This is a genomic window from Mucilaginibacter sp. 22184 (assembly GCF_052045695.1).
Taxonomy (GTDB): domain Bacteria; phylum Bacteroidota; class Bacteroidia; order Sphingobacteriales; family Sphingobacteriaceae; genus Mucilaginibacter.
In genome coordinates, this window is the sequence record NZ_JBQEPI010000011.1 from 181,439 (window position 1) to 198,367 (window position 16,929).

General features: G+C 43.1%; 18 protein-coding genes. 4 read left to right on the plus strand and 14 right to left on the minus strand.

Features of this window, described 5'->3' with window-relative positions:
* Window positions 1-4: 4 nt before the first annotated feature.
* Window positions 5-238 (plus strand): hypothetical protein, encoded by a 234-nt coding sequence (locus tag ACTJKG_RS23670; protein WP_172336693.1) that lies wholly within the window; start codon window positions 5-7, stop codon window positions 236-238.
* A gap of 64 nt (window positions 239-302) precedes the next feature.
* Here the strand turns inward: ACTJKG_RS23670 and ACTJKG_RS23675 are convergent, their stop codons facing one another.
* From ACTJKG_RS23675 to ACTJKG_RS23700, 6 genes are all read right to left on the minus strand, one after another.
* Window positions 303-941, minus strand: coding sequence for a DUF4136 domain-containing protein (locus ACTJKG_RS23675; RefSeq protein ID WP_440740573.1), 639 nt, complete (start codon window positions 939-941; stop codon window positions 303-305).
* Window positions 942-1,005: 64 nt separating this feature from the next.
* A complete protein-coding gene (locus ACTJKG_RS23680) occupies window positions 1,006-1,584 on the minus strand; it encodes a Maf family nucleotide pyrophosphatase (protein ID WP_172336691.1) in 579 nt (192 codons plus the stop codon).
* A gap of 158 nt (window positions 1,585-1,742) precedes the next feature.
* Window positions 1,743-2,264, minus strand: coding sequence for a KdsC family phosphatase (locus tag ACTJKG_RS23685; protein ID WP_216650630.1), 522 nt, complete (start codon window positions 2,262-2,264; stop codon window positions 1,743-1,745).
* A 94-nt stretch (window positions 2,265-2,358) separates the two neighbouring features.
* Window positions 2,359-2,601, minus strand: coding sequence for a Fe-S cluster assembly protein IscX (gene iscX, locus ACTJKG_RS23690; protein ID WP_090468940.1), 243 nt, complete (start codon window positions 2,599-2,601; stop codon window positions 2,359-2,361).
* Window positions 2,602-2,688: 87 nt separating this feature from the next.
* Window positions 2,689-3,021, minus strand: coding sequence for a 2Fe-2S iron-sulfur cluster-binding protein (locus ACTJKG_RS23695; RefSeq protein ID WP_172336690.1), 333 nt, complete (start codon window positions 3,019-3,021; stop codon window positions 2,689-2,691).
* Between the two features lie 19 nt (window positions 3,022-3,040).
* On the minus strand, window positions 3,041-3,823 hold the full coding sequence (locus ACTJKG_RS23700; RefSeq protein WP_440740574.1) for a Rossmann-like and DUF2520 domain-containing protein: 783 nt from the start codon (window positions 3,821-3,823) through the stop codon (window positions 3,041-3,043).
* Window positions 3,824-3,913: 90 nt separating this feature from the next.
* On the opposite strand from ACTJKG_RS23700, the gene ACTJKG_RS23705 reads away from it, so the two are divergent.
* The 3 genes from ACTJKG_RS23705 to ACTJKG_RS23715 are packed head-to-tail and all read left to right on the plus strand — an operon-like array spanning window position 3,914 to window position 6,311.
* Window positions 3,914-4,837, plus strand: a complete 924-nt coding sequence (locus ACTJKG_RS23705) for an alpha/beta fold hydrolase (RefSeq protein WP_172336688.1) — start codon at window positions 3,914-3,916, stop codon at window positions 4,835-4,837.
* A gap of 45 nt (window positions 4,838-4,882) precedes the next feature.
* Complete coding sequence (locus ACTJKG_RS23710; protein WP_172336687.1) at window positions 4,883-5,578, plus strand: hypothetical protein; 696 nt, start codon at window positions 4,883-4,885, stop codon at window positions 5,576-5,578.
* 22 nt (window positions 5,579-5,600) lie between these two features.
* Window positions 5,601-6,311: a hypothetical protein gene (locus tag ACTJKG_RS23715; RefSeq protein WP_440740575.1), complete on the plus strand. Its 711-nt coding sequence runs from the start codon at window positions 5,601-5,603 to the stop codon at window positions 6,309-6,311.
* An 87-nt stretch (window positions 6,312-6,398) separates the two neighbouring features.
* Here ACTJKG_RS23715 and ACTJKG_RS23720 read toward each other — a convergent pair whose 3' ends face one another.
* From ACTJKG_RS23720 to ACTJKG_RS23755, 8 genes are all read right to left on the minus strand, one after another.
* A complete protein-coding gene (locus ACTJKG_RS23720; RefSeq protein ID WP_440740576.1) occupies window positions 6,399-7,910 on the minus strand; it encodes a family 43 glycosylhydrolase in 1,512 nt (503 codons plus the stop codon).
* 501 nt (window positions 7,911-8,411) lie between these two features.
* Window positions 8,412-10,865 (minus strand): cytochrome c biogenesis protein CcsA, encoded by a 2,454-nt coding sequence (gene ccsA / locus ACTJKG_RS23725; protein ID WP_172336684.1) that lies wholly within the window; start codon window positions 10,863-10,865, stop codon window positions 8,412-8,414.
* An 85-nt stretch (window positions 10,866-10,950) separates the two neighbouring features.
* Window positions 10,951-11,361, minus strand: coding sequence for a cytochrome c maturation protein CcmE domain-containing protein (locus ACTJKG_RS23730; protein WP_172336683.1), 411 nt, complete (start codon window positions 11,359-11,361; stop codon window positions 10,951-10,953).
* A gap of 650 nt (window positions 11,362-12,011) precedes the next feature.
* The gene (locus tag ACTJKG_RS23735) at window positions 12,012-13,448 is read right to left on the minus strand and encodes a Glu/Leu/Phe/Val family dehydrogenase (RefSeq protein WP_172336682.1); all 1,437 of its coding nucleotides are present in this window, start codon (window positions 13,446-13,448) and stop codon (window positions 12,012-12,014) included.
* Between the two features lie 152 nt (window positions 13,449-13,600).
* Window positions 13,601-13,810, minus strand: a complete 210-nt coding sequence (locus ACTJKG_RS23740; protein ID WP_172336681.1) for a CcmD family protein — start codon at window positions 13,808-13,810, stop codon at window positions 13,601-13,603.
* A 2-nt stretch (window positions 13,811-13,812) separates the two neighbouring features.
* Entirely contained in the window at window positions 13,813-14,520 is a 708-nt protein-coding gene (ccsA, locus tag ACTJKG_RS23745; protein WP_440740577.1) for a cytochrome c biogenesis protein CcsA, read from the minus strand.
* A gap of 236 nt (window positions 14,521-14,756) precedes the next feature.
* Window positions 14,757-15,950, minus strand: coding sequence for a carboxypeptidase-like regulatory domain-containing protein (locus tag ACTJKG_RS23750; protein WP_172336680.1), 1,194 nt, complete (start codon window positions 15,948-15,950; stop codon window positions 14,757-14,759).
* Window positions 15,951-16,077: 127 nt separating this feature from the next.
* Window positions 16,078-16,761, minus strand: coding sequence for a heme exporter protein CcmB (locus ACTJKG_RS23755; protein ID WP_172336915.1), 684 nt, complete (start codon window positions 16,759-16,761; stop codon window positions 16,078-16,080).
* Between the last annotated feature and the right edge of the window lie 168 nt (window positions 16,762-16,929).

Sequence of the window (16,929 nt, forward strand, 5' to 3'; positions counted from 1 at the left end):
CACCATGAAATTAACTGCCTTTGTAAAAACTATGTATAAAGTTTTACCGGGGATATGTCTTTTATTGCTAACCAGTAATTGTTTTGCCCAATCAGATCCGGGTGGTGGCCTTTGCGACGGAAATGATGGTGGGCCCGATGGCTGCCCATTGGATACCTGGGTAATTGTATTGGTAGTGATGGCCGTTATTTTTGCTGTTACCCATTTACACCGCCAAAAAAAATCCCTTCAGGCTTAACCAAAAAGGGATCTCTTCATTATATTTTCTTCTTGCAGGAATGAATGTGAATGTGTTGTTGGCCTTATACTTTTCGTATTTGCGATGGGCTGATCTGGTTTACTTGTAATTGTTTCAATACACCATCAACCACTTTAGGTAATTCGTCGAGCGTTCTTTGCGGGTTACGCAATTCGCCTACACCAAAACCTCTCCATACTATACGGCCGGTGTTACGGTCAATCAGGTCAATAATAAGGGTACCCTCTTTGTAAGGCACACGGGCATAAGTACCGCCGTAGCCGTATGGATAGCCCCAGCCACCCCAGCCGCCGTAGTAGCCGTAAAATCCGCGTGACCGCCAGCCCCAACCACCCCAGCCGCCCCAACCGAAGCCGCCATAATAAGCCGGATAAAATTCTGTTTTAACACCTCTGCCGGTAATAGTAGAGTAGCTTACCAACAGATCGGGATTGTTTTCCTGTAGTTTTAAGCCTTTGTTTTGTAGTGCGAAGATGGTAGCATCTTTCACCCTTTCATCAGCGATTTCTTTTTTAACAACACCCCCTGCCTTGTTACTTGTTTCGGGTGCTACCCAGGCAAATGTGCGGTAAGATGAGAGATCGGTTTTGTTGCGGGCTGCTGTGTAGTAATTGTAACTGCTGCAAGCAGACAGGGCCGAAACCAGCAATAATACCAGCCCTGTGTAGATAGTTTTTTTCATTTTAATTCACTCCCTTATATTTATTCATTAGACTATTGAGCAAACAAAGGTTTAATTTAAATAATTATTTATTTAAATTAACTAACTGAGCGTATAACTTTTCTGTAGGCAGCCCCACCACGTTGGTATAAGAGCCATTAATGCGTTCGATACCTATCAGGCCAATACGCTCCTGTATGCCATATGACCCGGCTTTATCAAGCGGGTTATACTCAGTTACGTAACTTTCTATCTCCTGGTTGCTTAGTTTACGAAAAAACACTTCAGATACATCAAAGAAGTTGTTATAACGACCCTTATATAACAAACAAACCCCGGTAATAACCTGGTGTACCTTGCCCGATAAAATCTGGAGCATTTCAACAGCATGTTGTGGTGTTTCGGGTTTGCCTAATATCAGGCCATCTATACAAACAATGGTATCGGCGGTAAGCACAACCTCATCGGTTACGGTACCATCAAATGCTTCGGCTTTTTTACGGGCGATGTAAACCGCCACCTCCTGTGGTGTTAACCCATCGGGATAGGATTCGTCCACGTCCTTTAAAACAACCTCAAACTCCATATCCATCAGTCGGAGCAGATCCTGCCTGCGCGGTGATTTTGATGCCAGAATGATTTTGGGAATAGACGTTTGGTTCATAGTTGATGTTTTTATAGTTGATAGTCCATAGATCATGGTTCATAGTAAAAAGCTAACTATTTATACCTTGATCACGTAAGTTGATCCATGAACCGAAATTACACTTCAATCACATAGGTTACCATGAACCATCAACTATGATCCATGAACCTCCTCCCCTACCAGCTATAAGCCTGCTCGCTCATCCACTTGCCTTGTACTTTAAGTACTTTTTCGATGATATCACGGGCGCAGCCTTTACCACCGCCATAAGGCGATACATACGTGCTTACCGCTTTTATTTCTTCAACAGCATCGGCAGGGCACACTGGTAAACCGGCCAGTTTCATCACTTCCAGATCGGGTATATCATCGCCCATGTATAACACATTGGTAGCAATAATAGCCTTTTCTTCGAGGTATAAATTAAAGCGCTGTGATTTGGTATGTGTACCCATATAAACATCCTGAATGCCCAGGCTGTTTAAACGATATATAGCGCTTTTAGAGCGGCTGCCCGATATGGCACATACGTTATAGCCGCATTTAACAGCCAGTTGCAGGGCGTATCCGTCTTTGATATTAAAAGCCCGGCTTTGCTCTCCGCTGTCTGTTACAAAAACAGAACCATCTGTAAGCACACCGTCCACATCAAAAATAAACGTGGTAATATCTTTTAATTTTTGTAAAAATGACTCCAACGAGGTAATTATTGAATTAATGAATTAGTGAATTAGTGAGTTTTGAATTAAATTAAACTTAATCCACCCACCACTCATTACTTACTACTCTCCATTATTGATTATCGCGCCATTCATAAACCCAGGCCGATTGGATCTGCTCCAGGTGCCCTTCGTTTGATTCGGCTTTTGTGCCTGCAAAGTTAGGTAATGATAAAACCCATTCCAGCAATTCGGTAAAACGGATGCGGTATATTTTTGATTCGTCAAAATCATCGCCAAACTTTTCATAAAGTTCTATAGCAATGTCCTCGTAATCATTCCAGTGAATAGGTAAGGCAAATTTATTGTCGCTCATTTTTTTGTTGTACGTTTTACGTGGTACGTTATACGTTCTTTTATATTCTTATGTTTATTAGCTTCACGTCAAACGCAAAACCACTGTTTAGTGCCCCAGGAATTGTGACTGATCTGGCAGGGTTACTTCTATATCACCGTCAACTATCACGCACTGGCAACCCAGCCGGGAGTTAATACGCGGATTTACAGCCCTATCAATAAAATCTTCCTCTTTATCAGATATTTCCTGGATGTTATCCATCCCTTTATTTACGTAAATATGGCAGGTACTGCATCCGCAAACACCGCCGCAATTATGTTGTAGTTCTATGCCGTTTTCCAGGCAAACATCCAATGCAGATTCTCCTTCGGCTATGGGCAGTTCAACTGGTTCGTGCCCTTTTTCCTCGAAATTTATCTTTATTTTAAAAACGTTCATTTAGGCAAAAGTAACAAAATTACTTGTCCCCGTGCCCTTCATTATTGTTTTTGATAATACCCTGACTTAATAAAGTATAAAGCTCCTGCCAATGCGGCTCAGTCTTAAGCATTTGCAGATGCGCATTCATGGTAACGCGATCGTTTCGTACAGCAGGACCGGTTTGTACACTTGCAGGTAATTGTGTCTGCACTTTCTGCGCTGTTTCCAGTATCAACGGTTTCAGCATATCAAAGCTCAACTCGTGCGCCGCCAGTAACTGTTGTGCTACCGCATATAGGTAATTGGGGAAATTACAGGCAAATACCGCGGCCAGATGCAATATTTTACGATCGGCTGAGTTTACATCATATACATTATTGCTGATCGTGGTGGCCAATTGTTTCAGAACGGCTTTGATATCATCATTAGCCGCTTCTATACATAAGGGCACAGTCCAAAAATCAACTTCTTTGATTTTACTGAAGGTTTGCAGCGGATACAGTACCCCTGCTTTATCTGTAAAAGCCAGTATATCATTCAAATTGGTTGAACCTGATGTATGTACTATCAATTTTTGATATCCGGCCAGTGTTTTTACCATTTCTATAATGGCATCGTCCTTAACAGAAATGATAAATATATCGGTATCGCTGTTTATAGTTGCCAGGTTATCAATAGCTTCGGCGCCAACATGATAAGCCAACAGGGCGGCATGCTGGGCATTGCGGCTGTACACCTGTATTATACGATGGCCCGCGTTTTTTAAGGCCGCGGCCAGGTGCGTGGCCACATTGCCAGATCCGATCAGGGTTATACGCATACTATTTTTACAATTTAAATATTCTGTAATCTATTGTAATTTAAATATTTCTGTATTTTAGCGATCATCATCTCTATCTACCTGCTGCCTATGAAAATACTTAAAGTAAGTATCATCATTATCATTTTCCTGTCGGGAGCCTCGGCCCTGATATTATATGGATTTTACGAATATAACAACAAGGAAAAAAAAGTTTTAACCGACGCCGATCGCAAAAATATCGATGGCAAATTTATTAAATTAAGTCAGGGCATTACGCATTATCAGCTGGAAGGACCTGAAAATGGCGAAGTGGTGATATTGGTTAATGGCTTTAGCGTTCCGTACTATATCTGGGATGGCACCTATGAGTTCCTGGTGAGGAATGGCTACAGGGTATTACGATATGATATGTACGGCCGGGGCTATTCGGACAGGCCCGCGACTGTTTATGATAAAAACCTGTATAACACTCAATTGCTCGACCTGATAACCGCCCTCAAATTACAAGGTCGTGTAAACCTGGCCGGTATGTCATTTGGCGGCCAAATGATAACCAATTTTACCTGCCAGCACCCGGCTATCATCAACAAAGTGATCCTGATTGATCCGGCTTATGAAAGCTTAAAGCCCGGAGCCCCCCGTTATGTTACCCTTTATAACGAGGCTGTAAACTCCAATAAGCGGGCCAGGGATCAGCTGAACGATTTTTTGTACCCTAAAGAGCATCCGGGATGGGTAAAACGCTATCTGCCGCAGATGGAGTATAAAGGTTTCCGCCACGCGCTGGTATCAACCATGTATGATTATGACCAGCACGGCAGGCAGAGCAACCTATGCCTTAACAGCGCCAATAAACCGGTATTACTTATCTGGGGCGAAAAAGATGGTGTTGTACCTTTCCGCTACAGCGACTCCATCCGCAATGTATTGAAGGTTGATTTCTTCCTGGTTAGAGGAGCTGCTCACCTGCCGTCTGTTGAAAAACCCGATACCGTGAACAATAAAATATTATCGTTTTTAAAGCAGCGGTAAAGATTGGCACTGGTCTACACCGCAAAAATTTTGTAATATTAGGTAATGAACCCTAAGTTACTCCTGTTTTTATTTTTATTGATGCATCCTGGCAGCTACGCCTGCAGCCGGGAATTGAGTTGTGGATTGGATACAATCAAACATCATCAAAAGAAACGGGTTTATACTCCGCATGTACAATATACCCGGTCACATACTAAAGGTTACAAGCCCTGGTTTGATGACTGCAAATTTAGCAACCGGTATAGTCTGCAACAGCGGCTAAAGCAATATCCTTTTACTCAGGCAACCAAAATTCTGGTAGTGTCTTATGCCGGCTCCGATGATAATTCTCCATTAAATCCATCCCATCTGGATGAACAGCATTTAAAAGGACTGGTGATTATAAAAAACCGGTTGGATTACTCAACACTATTAGAAATAAGAACAGCAAATGACAGCCTTATACGGCGATTAACCAATATCATTTATAATTACGATTATAAGGTAACCATTAATGATAAAAACGTTGCAGAACCTGGGCACTCTTGTTATAATCCGCATAATGCTTTTATATTTCTCGACCGCCAGGGAAATGTAATTGATTATTTGGAGGTTTGTTTTGAATGCGAAAATTATAAATCAATGCATGACAAAATATTTATCGGGGATGATTGTAATCAGAAATACGAAATGCTTAGAAAATGTTTTGTTGACCTGGGCATAAAACATGGCACACAGCCTTCGTCTCGCAGAAAATAACGATATGCATAAACCCTTATCCATGAAAATAAAATTACTCACCTACCTGCTCCTGCTCGGCAGTTGGAGTTATGGTTTTGCCTATACACTTACAACTGATACCGTTAAGCATCAAAAAACAAAATCTGTAAAAAACCCGGCTACCAGGAAACTCACCATCCAGGAGCTTGAAAAGATGCACAAACCGTGGTTTGATAATTGCACCTTTACCAACCAATACACACTTGGGCAACGTTTAAAAAAATATCCTTTTTCAAAGGCGGCAAAAATACTGGCGGTTTCGTTTCGTTGCCTCAATGTACCAGATGCCCCCTCAATGCAGGACAGTTTAAAAAAAGGCCTATTATCGGCCAAAGCAAAAAAACTAAGAGGCGGCCTGCATATCGTCAAAGACAGTTTGGATTATGTTACCTTACAGGAATTTAAACAATTAAAGCAGGACCAGATCAACCAGCTTACCAATATCATTTATAACACTAATTACCGAAAAACAGGTTTCAACACCATAGAAGGAGCCTCTTGCTACGATCCCCGTAATGCCTTTGTATTTTTTGATAAAAAGGGTAAGGTTTATGATTATCTTGAAATTTGCTTTGCCTGCCAGCATTACGCATCTAAATCAGACAGATTAGATGTGGGGGTTGTATGCACACAAAAGTACGATATGCTCCGCAAGTATTTTATAAATATAGGCGTAACCTATGGTACGATAAAAAACATGAAAAGGAATTAACCATCTCCATATAAACTAACTATGGCATTAAGCATCACCGGCTAAAACCGGCAATACTTAATAACCATAGCCATATTCAGCACCTACCTACGGCACTATGCTCCATAGTTCGGCATCGTATTGATTTTCGTACCATTGCTCTAATTTTGTGCCTGGTGTAGTATTGCTATTGGGTACGTTAAGCGCCAGCAGACTGCGGCGGCTAATAATTTTGAAATAACCACTACCCATGTCCTGTACGCGCCATTCCTGCGCAGTACCGCCAATGTCGTTCCATTCAATAAGGATATTGCCCGCGTTTAATGAGGCGCCCGCATCATCCAAACATAAATTACTGGCAGCCGATTTAACTTTATAATAGCCATTACCCAAACTGGTGAACACCCATTTTTGCGCTATGTTGCCATTGTCCGTCCACTCCTGCAACTGCGTTCCTGGTGTTGTTGAACCGCTGGGCACATCCAGGCACTGGCCGGTAACTTTTGATTTGATGCGATAGGTACCGTTGGCTATAGGCATGCTGTAACTTGGGTCGATAGCGGGTGCAGGTATGGGGATCCCTTTTTCGATAGGATAACCAAAGTAAGGCACATCGCCATCCCATGAAAACTGTTGGGTCATGACCCTTCTGTCCCAGCCCGAGCCGTCGGCATTGGCGGCATGGTATACGATCCACCACTGGAGATTATCCGGCGATTTCACAAACGACGCGTGGCCCGGACCAAATACATTACCAAACTTTGAAAATGCCGGGGTGGATAGCTTTGTCCAGGATGCTTTTGACATTAAATTACCATTAGTACAGGTTAAACGGCCCAGGCAATAGTCATTTGTCCAGCTACCGCTGGCCGAGTAAATAATGTTAACTGTATTGCCGCTTATCAGTGTTTCGGGTCCTTCATTAACGGTTGGTGTACCCACCTTTTCCCAGGCATAATCGGGACGCGAAATTTCAACCCTTTCGCTATTGATAGTATAGGGGTTACTCATGGTAGCGATATACAGGTATTGCGATACATTGGTAGTCCCTTCCCATCCCGACCATATAAAATAGGTTACCCCGTTATAAACAAACGGCGAACCATCAATCGCCCACCTATCGGTAGTAGCGGCTAATTTAGCTTTATAGTTATAGGCGCCATTCAACGGATCGTTAGCATCGGCCCCGCCCTCTAAAACATGCATACGGTGGTTGTTATTATTACCGTCATCAGCCGCGAAATATACATACCAGCGCCCGCCCAGGTAATGCAGCTCGGGCGCCCAAAGATCGCCGGAGTACATTGTACCCGAGGGTGGTGTAAAAATGTAGGTTTTACTTTGCTGCAGAATGTTTTGTAACGTAGCTGATTTGGTTATCCAAAGCCGGCCACCATCCGAGCCGCAATAATAGTAGTAACCGCCAACCCGTATCACCCAGGGATCATAATAACTACCATTATCAGCCGATGGCAAAGCATTGGTAAAGATGGCCGACTGGCTGTTTCCCTTTGCTTTTGATGCCTTAGCCTCAGCAAGGGCATTAGTTTTTGATTTTTGGCAGCTGTTAAGTAGCACCAGCGAAGTCGCAGCCAAAAGAATAAAAAAGTTGTTTTTCATATTTTAAGTGGTTTTGGTTAGCATACTTAAAATTCACGAACAATGCTTTCATCTACCTCACTGGCAAATCAGCGCAACCCGTACTACTTGACCAGAAGGTTTTCCCCATCATTATGATGAACGAAACATACCCACACGGATTTAACCCAGGAAGATGTTAAGCAATAATTATTGTTTATAAATTGGTGTAGACGGCTTAAGAATAAGCCAGACAAATAAATTGATTTATTTAAAAACCACTGAGTATCAGCGTATCAATAGTTAGCAAAATCGTATCAATTTTATGGGGACCGATGGAAAGATCTTCCTTTATAATGCAGAAACCCCTTCCTACCCTTCCCGAGGGAAGGAATCGCACAGGGCCTGCGCTTTTGATCGTGTTTTTAATTCCCTCCCCGCGGGAGGGGTGCGATGGCTTGTGTTGTGGCAGGGAGGGGTTTATACGCCCTGTAACAGAGATATTCAAAAGCCTTCTCTTTTTTGGAGAGGGCTTTTGATACCTTAAACCACCTTCAATTCCTTTTTCCTACGGCGGATAGACATGAAGAAACCGATCACCATAATGATGGTACCTGCCCAGAAAAAGTTGATATATGGGAACTGGATGGCTTTCATCACAATAAATTTCTTCTTGCTTTCGGGTTGCTGGTACACCATGATCTCTACCTTCTTGTTCTCGGGTATCACCTTGCTGAAACGCAGTTTCAAGCCTGCATCATCAACTTTACGGGCAAAATCAAACACGTTGCCATTTTTAATCATGTATACCGGCACAACGTTATAGTGGTTACCATGGGTTACTACCTCCAGGTTGGCGCCAATGGCCACATCGCTGTCGCTTAGCGGGATGTTTTGTACTTTGGCTTCTTTGTTTAGCGCTTTTACTAAAATATAACCGTCACGATATTTGATGGTATCGCCGGGTTTTACTTCGTGGCTTACCGGTGTATCGTAGTTTTTATCATCATCAACCTCGTCATGAGCGCTTTCGGAACCACCCTCTGTGGCGCTGATAGCGTTTGACATGGTGATGTGCGTGTACATGTCATGAAACAGATAATGCTTGGTATCTGGTGATGAAGCCAGCTGACCTTTATTTACCTGAACTTTGGGTTTCAGCACAAACTCGTTGGTCACCTTACCATTAGCATCTACTTGTTTGTAATCAACCTTAAAGAAATGATTAGGGGCCGAGATTGAGTCGCCGGTATAGGTTACCAGGAAGTCGCCCATTTTTACGGGCTGATTGCGGTAAACTATAATATTTTCACGCGGGTTTTGCTCTTTGGCAAACTCGGGAGAAAAACCTTCGCCGGTATTGTTAATAGATATCACGCTGCTGGTACCCGCTGCTATCAGTGCGCCTACCAGTAGTAAACCAAAACCGATATGCGCCACAGCCGAACCGGCAAGTTTGTACTGACCTTTAAACGCATCGCCCAGTATTTTGGCGTTGGCCACTACCGAATATACCGAGCCCCACATTACCAGTATAAATACCGCGTTCAGCTTGTAAACGCCGGTTCCATAAACTACCAGGGCGGTTATTAAAGCCGCGAAAAGCAGGTACAGACCTGTGGTAATAAAAAAGCGGGTAACATCGGTTTTTTTATATTTTAAAAACTGCGCAATGCCAGTAAGTATCGTTACCACAAAAGCAAACGACGACTGGATAACATTGTAATGCTTAATTACATCAGACGGCGGCGCTATTTTGGTACCAAACATGGCATTCCATACCGGTACGGAAGTTACAACCAATAAATGGAAGCACGACAGACCCAAAAATACCGAGCCTACAAACATCCAAAATTCGCGCGAGTAAGTGTCTTCATCTTTTTTGGTGATGGGCAACTGTTTCCAGCGAGCCACCAGCAATACCACTGAAATGATCAGGAATATCAGCACGCTAATAACCAGTTGCCAGAACATGCCGTTATCTGTAAAAGAGTGCACCGAAGTATCGCCAAGGATACCGCTGCGCGACAGAAACGATGAATACCATACCAGTACAAAGCTGATCAATACCAGGAAGGTAGCGGTAAAGTAAGAGTGACCAGTGTTTTTATATACAATGAGTACGTGCAAAGCGGCAACCATGGTGATCCATGGGAAGATAGAGGCATTCTCCACCGGGTCCCATGCCCAGAAACCGCCAAAATTCAGTGATTCATATGCCCAGAAAGCACCCATAATAACGCCGGTGCCCAGTATCATACCGGCAAACAGTGCATATGGTATAGCGGGTGCAACCCAGTCTTTATAACGTTTTTGCCAAAGGCCAGCTACCGCGTATGCAAAAGGTACTACTATCGATGCAAAACCCAGGAACAAGGTTGGCGGGTGAATGATCATCCAATAGTTTTGCAGGGATGGGTTCATACCCTGGCCGTCTTTTATAAACGAAAGATAATCAGGATTTTGAAAGATAGGCGCTTCCAGTGCTTTACGTAGCAACAGGAACGGTGAGCTACCAATGCGGGTACCCAAAATTTCGACACCCAGTACCATGGTGGCTAAAACTATCTGCGAAAAAGCCACCACTGTCATTACGGGGCGTTCCCATGATTTGGCCCTGCGGATGAGGATATTACCTAAAACAGCCTGCCAGAAGGTCCAAAGCAGGAAGCCTCCCTCCTGTCCGTTCCAGAAACCGGATACGATATAGTAAACCGGCAACGAACGCGAGGTATAGGCCCAGGCATAATGATACTCGAAATAGTGGTTATAAATAACATAGAACAGGCATACGCCCATGCCCAGTATAGAGATAGAATTAACGTAAAAACCGATGCGGCCCATGCGCTGCCATGAGCTATCGTTTTTGCCGGCATCTTCGGTAGTAGCGAAATAATAGCTGATAAATGATATAAGCGCCGCGCCAAAAGAAAGAACGATAAAAAACTGACCTATCTGGCCGGGTAAAAGGTGTTCACCTTTAAAAACTGTATCCATATTTTAAGTCAAAATTCAAAAGTCAAAAGTTAAAAGTCAGGCAAGTATGCTTTTTTTGACTTTTGAATTTTGACTTTTAACTTTATTATATACTGGCCTGCGTGGCCTTTGCTTCTGTAATTTCTAACTTGTCCTGAGTGTATTTAGAAGGGCATTTCATCAGGATCTTGGAGGCGTGAAACTCCTGGCCAACCATGGTGCCGGTTAATACCAGCTGTTCGCTGCGTTCAAAGTCTTCGGGTTTGGTGCCTGTAAAAATCACTTTACGCTCCTCGCCTTTGTTATCCTTCATGTAAAATGAAAAGTAATTGGCATCCTTGGTGGCATCATAGTACAATTGTTTTGTTTTGTTCAGGTGCCCTACAATATGCAGTTCGCTGGTGGTTTTTGTAGCATCGCTAAAAGAACCATAAGTACTGGAGTTGGAGTAAACACTAATGATAACCGCTATAGCAATAGCGATAACTACAAGACCAAAAATTGCACTTTTCTTCATTCCGAGGCTTATATATTATAAAATAGTACGCAAAAATACAAAACATAGCGCTAATAAAATTCATTACAAGTCATATATGCTATTTAGAATTATTCTTGATAGAGAAAAGAATCAAGAATCTAAGAGTCAGGAATGAGGATTTTGGGGATTTGGCGTTGGCTTATCTGGCATCAATGGGTCATGCTGAGCTCGTCGAAGCATGGTGGGCCGGCCTCTGCGCACGCCCTTCGACAGGCTCAGGGTGGCAGTCCCTCCTTTTTAAGCCAATTTACTATATTTACTTAAAGCAATTACCATGAATAATACATGCAGACTAAAATTGGAATGGATACCGGAGGCGTACAAGGAGAATGAGGATACTTCTTCAAAATCTATTTCTGCCTCGCAAAAGTTAGTTAAGCCATTGGTAGGAGAAAAGCATAGTTTGAAAATTAACAAAGGGAAATATAAAAGATAGATCTGTATAGTTCGCGATTGCTTCGTCGTTCCTCCTCGCAGTGACATAGCGGAAGTAAGAAAACAAAAAAGGGCGGATTTTTCAATCCGCCCTTTCTATAAATTTTGTCATCCTGAGCATAGCGAAGGATCTATTCTCAAATATGCATACCAGCAAATAGATTCTTCGTTCCTCAGAATGACAAGGAAATTATTTACGGCCAAACACCAAGGTTTTGGTATGATACGGCGATTTTGTTGATAGCGCCTACCATGGCTGCATTACGCAAGGTTTCGATCTTAGGGTTGCTTTTGTATATCTCCCTGATCTCGTGATATGAGCGGATCATGGTATCTTCCAGTCCGGAGTTTACCAGTTCCAGTTCAGACGCGCCTTTGATAATGGTTGAACGCTGCATCGGGGTAAGAGATACCCCGGTGATGCCTTCTACCATGTTCACCAGGTTCAGGTTGGAGTTTTCTTCAAACCTGCGGTTCATACGGCCAAAAGCTACGTGGCTCAGGTTTTTTAACCATTCAAAGTAGGATACCGTTACACCGCCGGCATTGGCATACATATCCGGGATGATTAAACCGCCATTGGCATAAAATATAGCTTCGGCTTCTGGCGAGGTTGGACCGTTGGCACCTTCGGCGATAATTTTAGCCTGTATGTTACGGATGTTGTATTCGGTGATCTGATTTTCCAGAGCGGCCGGTACCAGGATGTCGCATGGTTGCTCCAGGCCTTCCATGGTGTTAGCAAATTCGCGCAGGGCGCCGGCATAGCCTAAAATAGAACCGGTTGCTTTACGGTGTTGAAAAACAGCTTCAACGTCAAGTCCGTCCTCATTATAAATAGCGCCTTCAAACTCACAAAGCCCTACAATGATGGCGCCAAACTCAGCCAGAAATTTAGCCGAATAGTAGCCCACATTACCAAGACCCTGTACAATAACTCTTTTACCTGCTAAACCTGGCAATAAGCCCAGTTTCTGCATATCCTCGCCAACGCTTACACACTCGCGGATGGCAATAGCCACACCACGACCGGTAGCTTCCCGACGACCAGCGATACCATGTAACGCGATAGGTTTACCGGTAACAGCACCCATAGCATCCAGCTGACCTGGGTTCATGGTAGCATAGGTATCAGCAATCCAGCTCATTTCGCGCTCGCCCGATCCATAATCCGGAGCAGGTACGTCAATACTTGGACCAATAAAATTTTTCTTGATCAATTCCACAGTGTAGCGGCGGGTGATGTTTTCCAGCTCGCTTACGGTGTAGTTTTTAGGATTTATTTTGATACCGCCCTTAGCGCCACCAAACGGAACGTTCACAATGGCACATTTGTAGGTCATTAAAGCGGCAAGTGCCATTACTTCATCCTCGTTCACCATTTCGCTGTAGCGGATACCGCCTTTGGTTGGCGATTGGTGATGTGAATGCTCAACCCTCCACGCGTCGATCACCTCAAACCCATTGCCCCTGCGGATAGGGAAACGGAAGCGGTAAACACTGTTACATGATTTAATCTGGTCTAATAAACCGGCATCGTGTTTGGTAAACTGCGCTGCGTAATCGAAGTTTTTACATACGTCGCCGAAGAAGTGGGTATCCTGATCAGCAACTAAAATATTCGTAGCCATAATTGTTATATAAATATTAAACTCTTAAAAAAGTGCACAAATTTGGTACAATTTTTATCAATATCGCAAATATTTTATTGTTAGTGTTTCAGATACACCTTATAACAACGGTACAAAAACCAAGTTTAAACAAGATAGGCAAATTATTTGAACTATTTTTCTTTTTCGATTTTTTTTAATCGACGGTCGATAGAGAACAGATAAAAGGCCAATCCGGCAAAAATTATCACTATAGTAACCACTACAACGTATATTTTACCCGAGCTGCGCAACGCGTTATCCATTTCAACCGTAACGCTTTGTTGTGCAAAAGCACGCGCAAAATTTAACAGCAGCAATACTAAAACTGTAAGCTTCTTCATTATTAATTTTCGTTCTTTTTATATTCAATTAAACGGATACGGTAACGTACCGAGGCTATCCAGATGCCCATAAAGCTCCAGGCAATAAAGGCAGGATATAATACCATACGCATGCGGTTATCCAAATCCAGCTTACCAAAAGCAGGGTTACCACCATTACCCGGGTGTAACGAATCAGTCATCCGGGGCAATACCATGATCAGTACGATCATCACCGGGAAAGCAAAAATGTTATAGATAGCCGATATTTTGGCGCGTTTCTGTTCCTCGTCAATGGAATTACGCAATACCGAATAAGCGCAGTACAACAAGAAGGCTATGGCGGCGCTGTTTTGTTTAGGATCGTTGCTCCAGAACTCGCCCCAGGTATATTTGGCCCAAAGCATGCCGGTTATCAGCCCCAGCACAAAAAAGAACAGACCTGTATTGGCGCATTCAACTGCGATAAGGTCGTACTTTTCTTTACCGGTATTTAAGTATTTGATGCTGTAATAAACCGAAATGGAAAAAACCGTAAACATGGCCATCCACATAGGTACATGGAAATAGGTATTTCTGATTGTTTCGTGAACTATAGGCAGCTTGGGCACCCCAAGCAGTAAACCGGCTATCAGTGTGTAAATAATTACGATCACTGTTAAAACCTTCCACCAGGATTGATAAATAAATTTCATATTGATTGATGGGCAAAGGTAGGTATTTTGGTTCATTAGTTTATTAGTGTCATTGGTTCATTTGTTGGTTCACTGGTTCATTAGTATCATTAGTTCATTAGTAAACACTGAAAAATTACTACGAACTGATAAAACCTCATTAGGAACCACCTCTAAGACCAATGAACAAGTGAACTAATGAACAATCATGCTAAGACCAATAAACTAATGAACCAGTGAACCAATGAACGATCATGCTAAGACTAATGAACAAGCGAACCAATGAACAACGATCAGTCCCCCGGCTCGTAATCTACGGGCAGCAGATCGGCCAGTTTAGCTTTGGACCAGGTACCTTCATAAAGCGGACTTGGGTTTGATATCACAATACCGTTCATATCAAACAAGATATAGTTACCGTAGAGGGTTACAATACTGGCTTCATAATTACCCATATCCAGGGGGCGATAAACATCCCTAAATTCGGTAGTCTCTTCCTTTTTGGTATATACCACGTATAGCAGATGAGGAAAAACAACGGCATATATCCCCTTTTCGGGTGTTTTACGCAATATTTCCATAGATTGATAGGGTAAACGGACCAGATTTTCCCGGTTCCATTTGGTAAGGTTGTTGAGCCTGTACCAGTTGGCCAGCGAATCGCGATTAGGAGCGATATCCCTGTATCTTTTGATCTTTTGTAATATCAGGCCTTCGTCGGGCCGTTCGCGGTTGAGCATGCGGGTAAAATCATGCGCTTCAAAACCTTCCTCTTTCAACCTATCTTTATATAACGAACGGTAAAAATGCTGTGCCGAGCCATAATAAGCCAGCTCACGTTTCTGTTTCCAGGCTTTCTTTTGTTCTGCCGATCCGGGCAGTTCTTCAAAAAGGGCCTTACCTGCGTATTGTATGGTATGCTCGATGCCATCACTCAAAAAGTTTTTGAGTAAAAACTTGGTGCGATATCCCAGCGCGTGGTTTTCTACCACCAAAAATTCATCCCCGGAAGCTTCCAGCTGCTGTTTGTTGCGATGATAAATCAGATTGAGTATGTGCGGATTAACTACCCGGCAAAGTTTGGAGTTTTCGGTAGTGCCAATAAACTCCCGCCTGAATTGTTCGTAATTCTTTTTCCAGTCGGCTGCGCTGCTGATCACTACTTCGCGCAGCATTAATACTTTTTGGGTAAGCTCGATATTCAATTTCAGCGGCGCGCCGCTCACCTGTATGGTTTGTGAGTAGTCTTCGTACCCAACGGTGGTTACTACCAGCTCATACTGGCCTGGTTTAACACCGCCAAGAGTAAATGAGCCATCTTCGGCTGTAACCGCGCCATAAGTGGCATTGCTTAAAAATACGCTGGCCCGGGCTATCGGGTTTTTACCATTGGCATTAACAACCGTACCCGTAATGGTAGTATTTTGAGCAGCTACCACAAAAGGGCATACTATAAAAAGAAGAAGAATGATCCAATAAGGCCGCATTAATGAGGGATAAATTTTTTTTCAAGGTACTAAAAAACATAATTTTTATGAACGCTTGATGAAATTGCCCGCATTTATTTATTGATACAAGAAAGTTACAGTGGATGCCATTATTATCTTTTGCCCATCAATCTCGCCAAAGGAAAGGGAAAAGCAAAAGCGCGGTGGTAATCACAATGGCATTAATGGCGCACAAAACACCGATGTTGCCCAGGCTCAGGCTTCTGTCTATCCCATCCATCGCGTTTTTACTGAGGCGGATAAGCACCAGGATCACGGGTATAATAACAGGAAAACTCAGAATAGCCATCAGTGTACCGTTATTACCCGCTTTGGAGGCGATGGCCGATATCATGGTGAACACGGTAGAGAAACTCAGGCTACCCAACAGCACGGTTAAAAAGTAAAACAAAGGATCTCCAAGAGTATTGGTAAAAAACACCATGTACACCAGTAAAGCCAGTATGCTTAACAGGGCCATCAGCAAAACATTGTATATGGTTTTTGACAGGATAATAGCCTGCGGACTGGCTATAGAATAATAATAAAGCAAACGACTCTTGCTCTCCTGCATAAAGCTTTTGGCTATGGCGTTAACCGATGCAAACAGCATAATGATCCAGAACAGTACGTTCCACACCACTTTGTAACCATTGCTGCCGCTAAAACCCGGGGTAAGGTTAAAGGAAATATAACAAATAAATACGGTTGATACCACGTATAACAAAACACCATTAAAAGCATATTTTGACCGCCATTCGAGCAAAATTTCCTTTTTAAGCAGGTGCCAGGTTTCGTTAACGAGTTTCATGGCGTCAAAGGTAATTATTTGGTTCATTTGTTCATGGGTTTTGCTTGTAGAATCGACTCACCCCGACATCGCTACGCTCGTCACCCCTCTCTCCGCTTCGCGCATAGAGGGGATTTTCATTTCTTTTTTCTCACCCTCTTTCCGCCGCAGGCGAAGAGAGGGTGGTCC

Coding starts and splice junctions, on each gene's coding strand:
- ACTJKG_RS23670 (WP_172336693.1), top strand. CDS start 5: ATGAAATTAACTGCCTTTGTAAAAACTATGTATAAAGTTTTACCGGGG.
- ACTJKG_RS23675 (WP_440740573.1), bottom strand. CDS start 941: ATGAAAAAAACTATCTACACAGGGCTGGTATTATTGCTGGTTTCGGCC.
- ACTJKG_RS23680 (WP_172336691.1), bottom strand. CDS start 1,584: ATGAACCAAACGTCTATTCCCAAAATCATTCTGGCATCAAAATCACCG.
- iscX (WP_090468940.1), bottom strand. CDS start 2,601: ATGAGCGACAATAAATTTGCCTTACCTATTCACTGGAATGATTACGAG.
- ACTJKG_RS23695 (WP_172336690.1), bottom strand. CDS start 3,021: ATGAACGTTTTTAAAATAAAGATAAATTTCGAGGAAAAAGGGCACGAA.
- ACTJKG_RS23700 (WP_440740574.1), bottom strand. CDS start 3,823: ATGCGTATAACCCTGATCGGATCTGGCAATGTGGCCACGCACCTGGCC.
- ACTJKG_RS23705 (WP_172336688.1), top strand. CDS start 3,914: ATGAAAATACTTAAAGTAAGTATCATCATTATCATTTTCCTGTCGGGA.
- ACTJKG_RS23710 (WP_172336687.1), top strand. CDS start 4,883: ATGAACCCTAAGTTACTCCTGTTTTTATTTTTATTGATGCATCCTGGC.
- ACTJKG_RS23715 (WP_440740575.1), top strand. CDS start 5,601: ATGAAAATAAAATTACTCACCTACCTGCTCCTGCTCGGCAGTTGGAGT.
- ACTJKG_RS23720 (WP_440740576.1), bottom strand. CDS start 7,910: ATGAAAAACAACTTTTTTATTCTTTTGGCTGCGACTTCGCTGGTGCTA.
- ccsA (WP_172336684.1), bottom strand. CDS start 10,865: ATGGATACAGTTTTTAAAGGTGAACACCTTTTACCCGGCCAGATAGGT.
- ACTJKG_RS23730 (WP_172336683.1), bottom strand. CDS start 11,361: ATGAAGAAAAGTGCAATTTTTGGTCTTGTAGTTATCGCTATTGCTATA.
- ACTJKG_RS23735 (WP_172336682.1), bottom strand. CDS start 13,448: ATGGCTACGAATATTTTAGTTGCTGATCAGGATACCCACTTCTTCGGC.
- ACTJKG_RS23740 (WP_172336681.1), bottom strand. CDS start 13,810: ATGAAGAAGCTTACAGTTTTAGTATTGCTGCTGTTAAATTTTGCGCGT.
- ccsA (WP_440740577.1), bottom strand. CDS start 14,520: ATGAACCAAAATACCTACCTTTGCCCATCAATCAATATGAAATTTATT.
- ACTJKG_RS23750 (WP_172336680.1), bottom strand. CDS start 15,950: ATGCGGCCTTATTGGATCATTCTTCTTCTTTTTATAGTATGCCCTTTT.
- ACTJKG_RS23755 (WP_172336915.1), bottom strand. CDS start 16,761: ATGAAACTCGTTAACGAAACCTGGCACCTGCTTAAAAAGGAAATTTTG.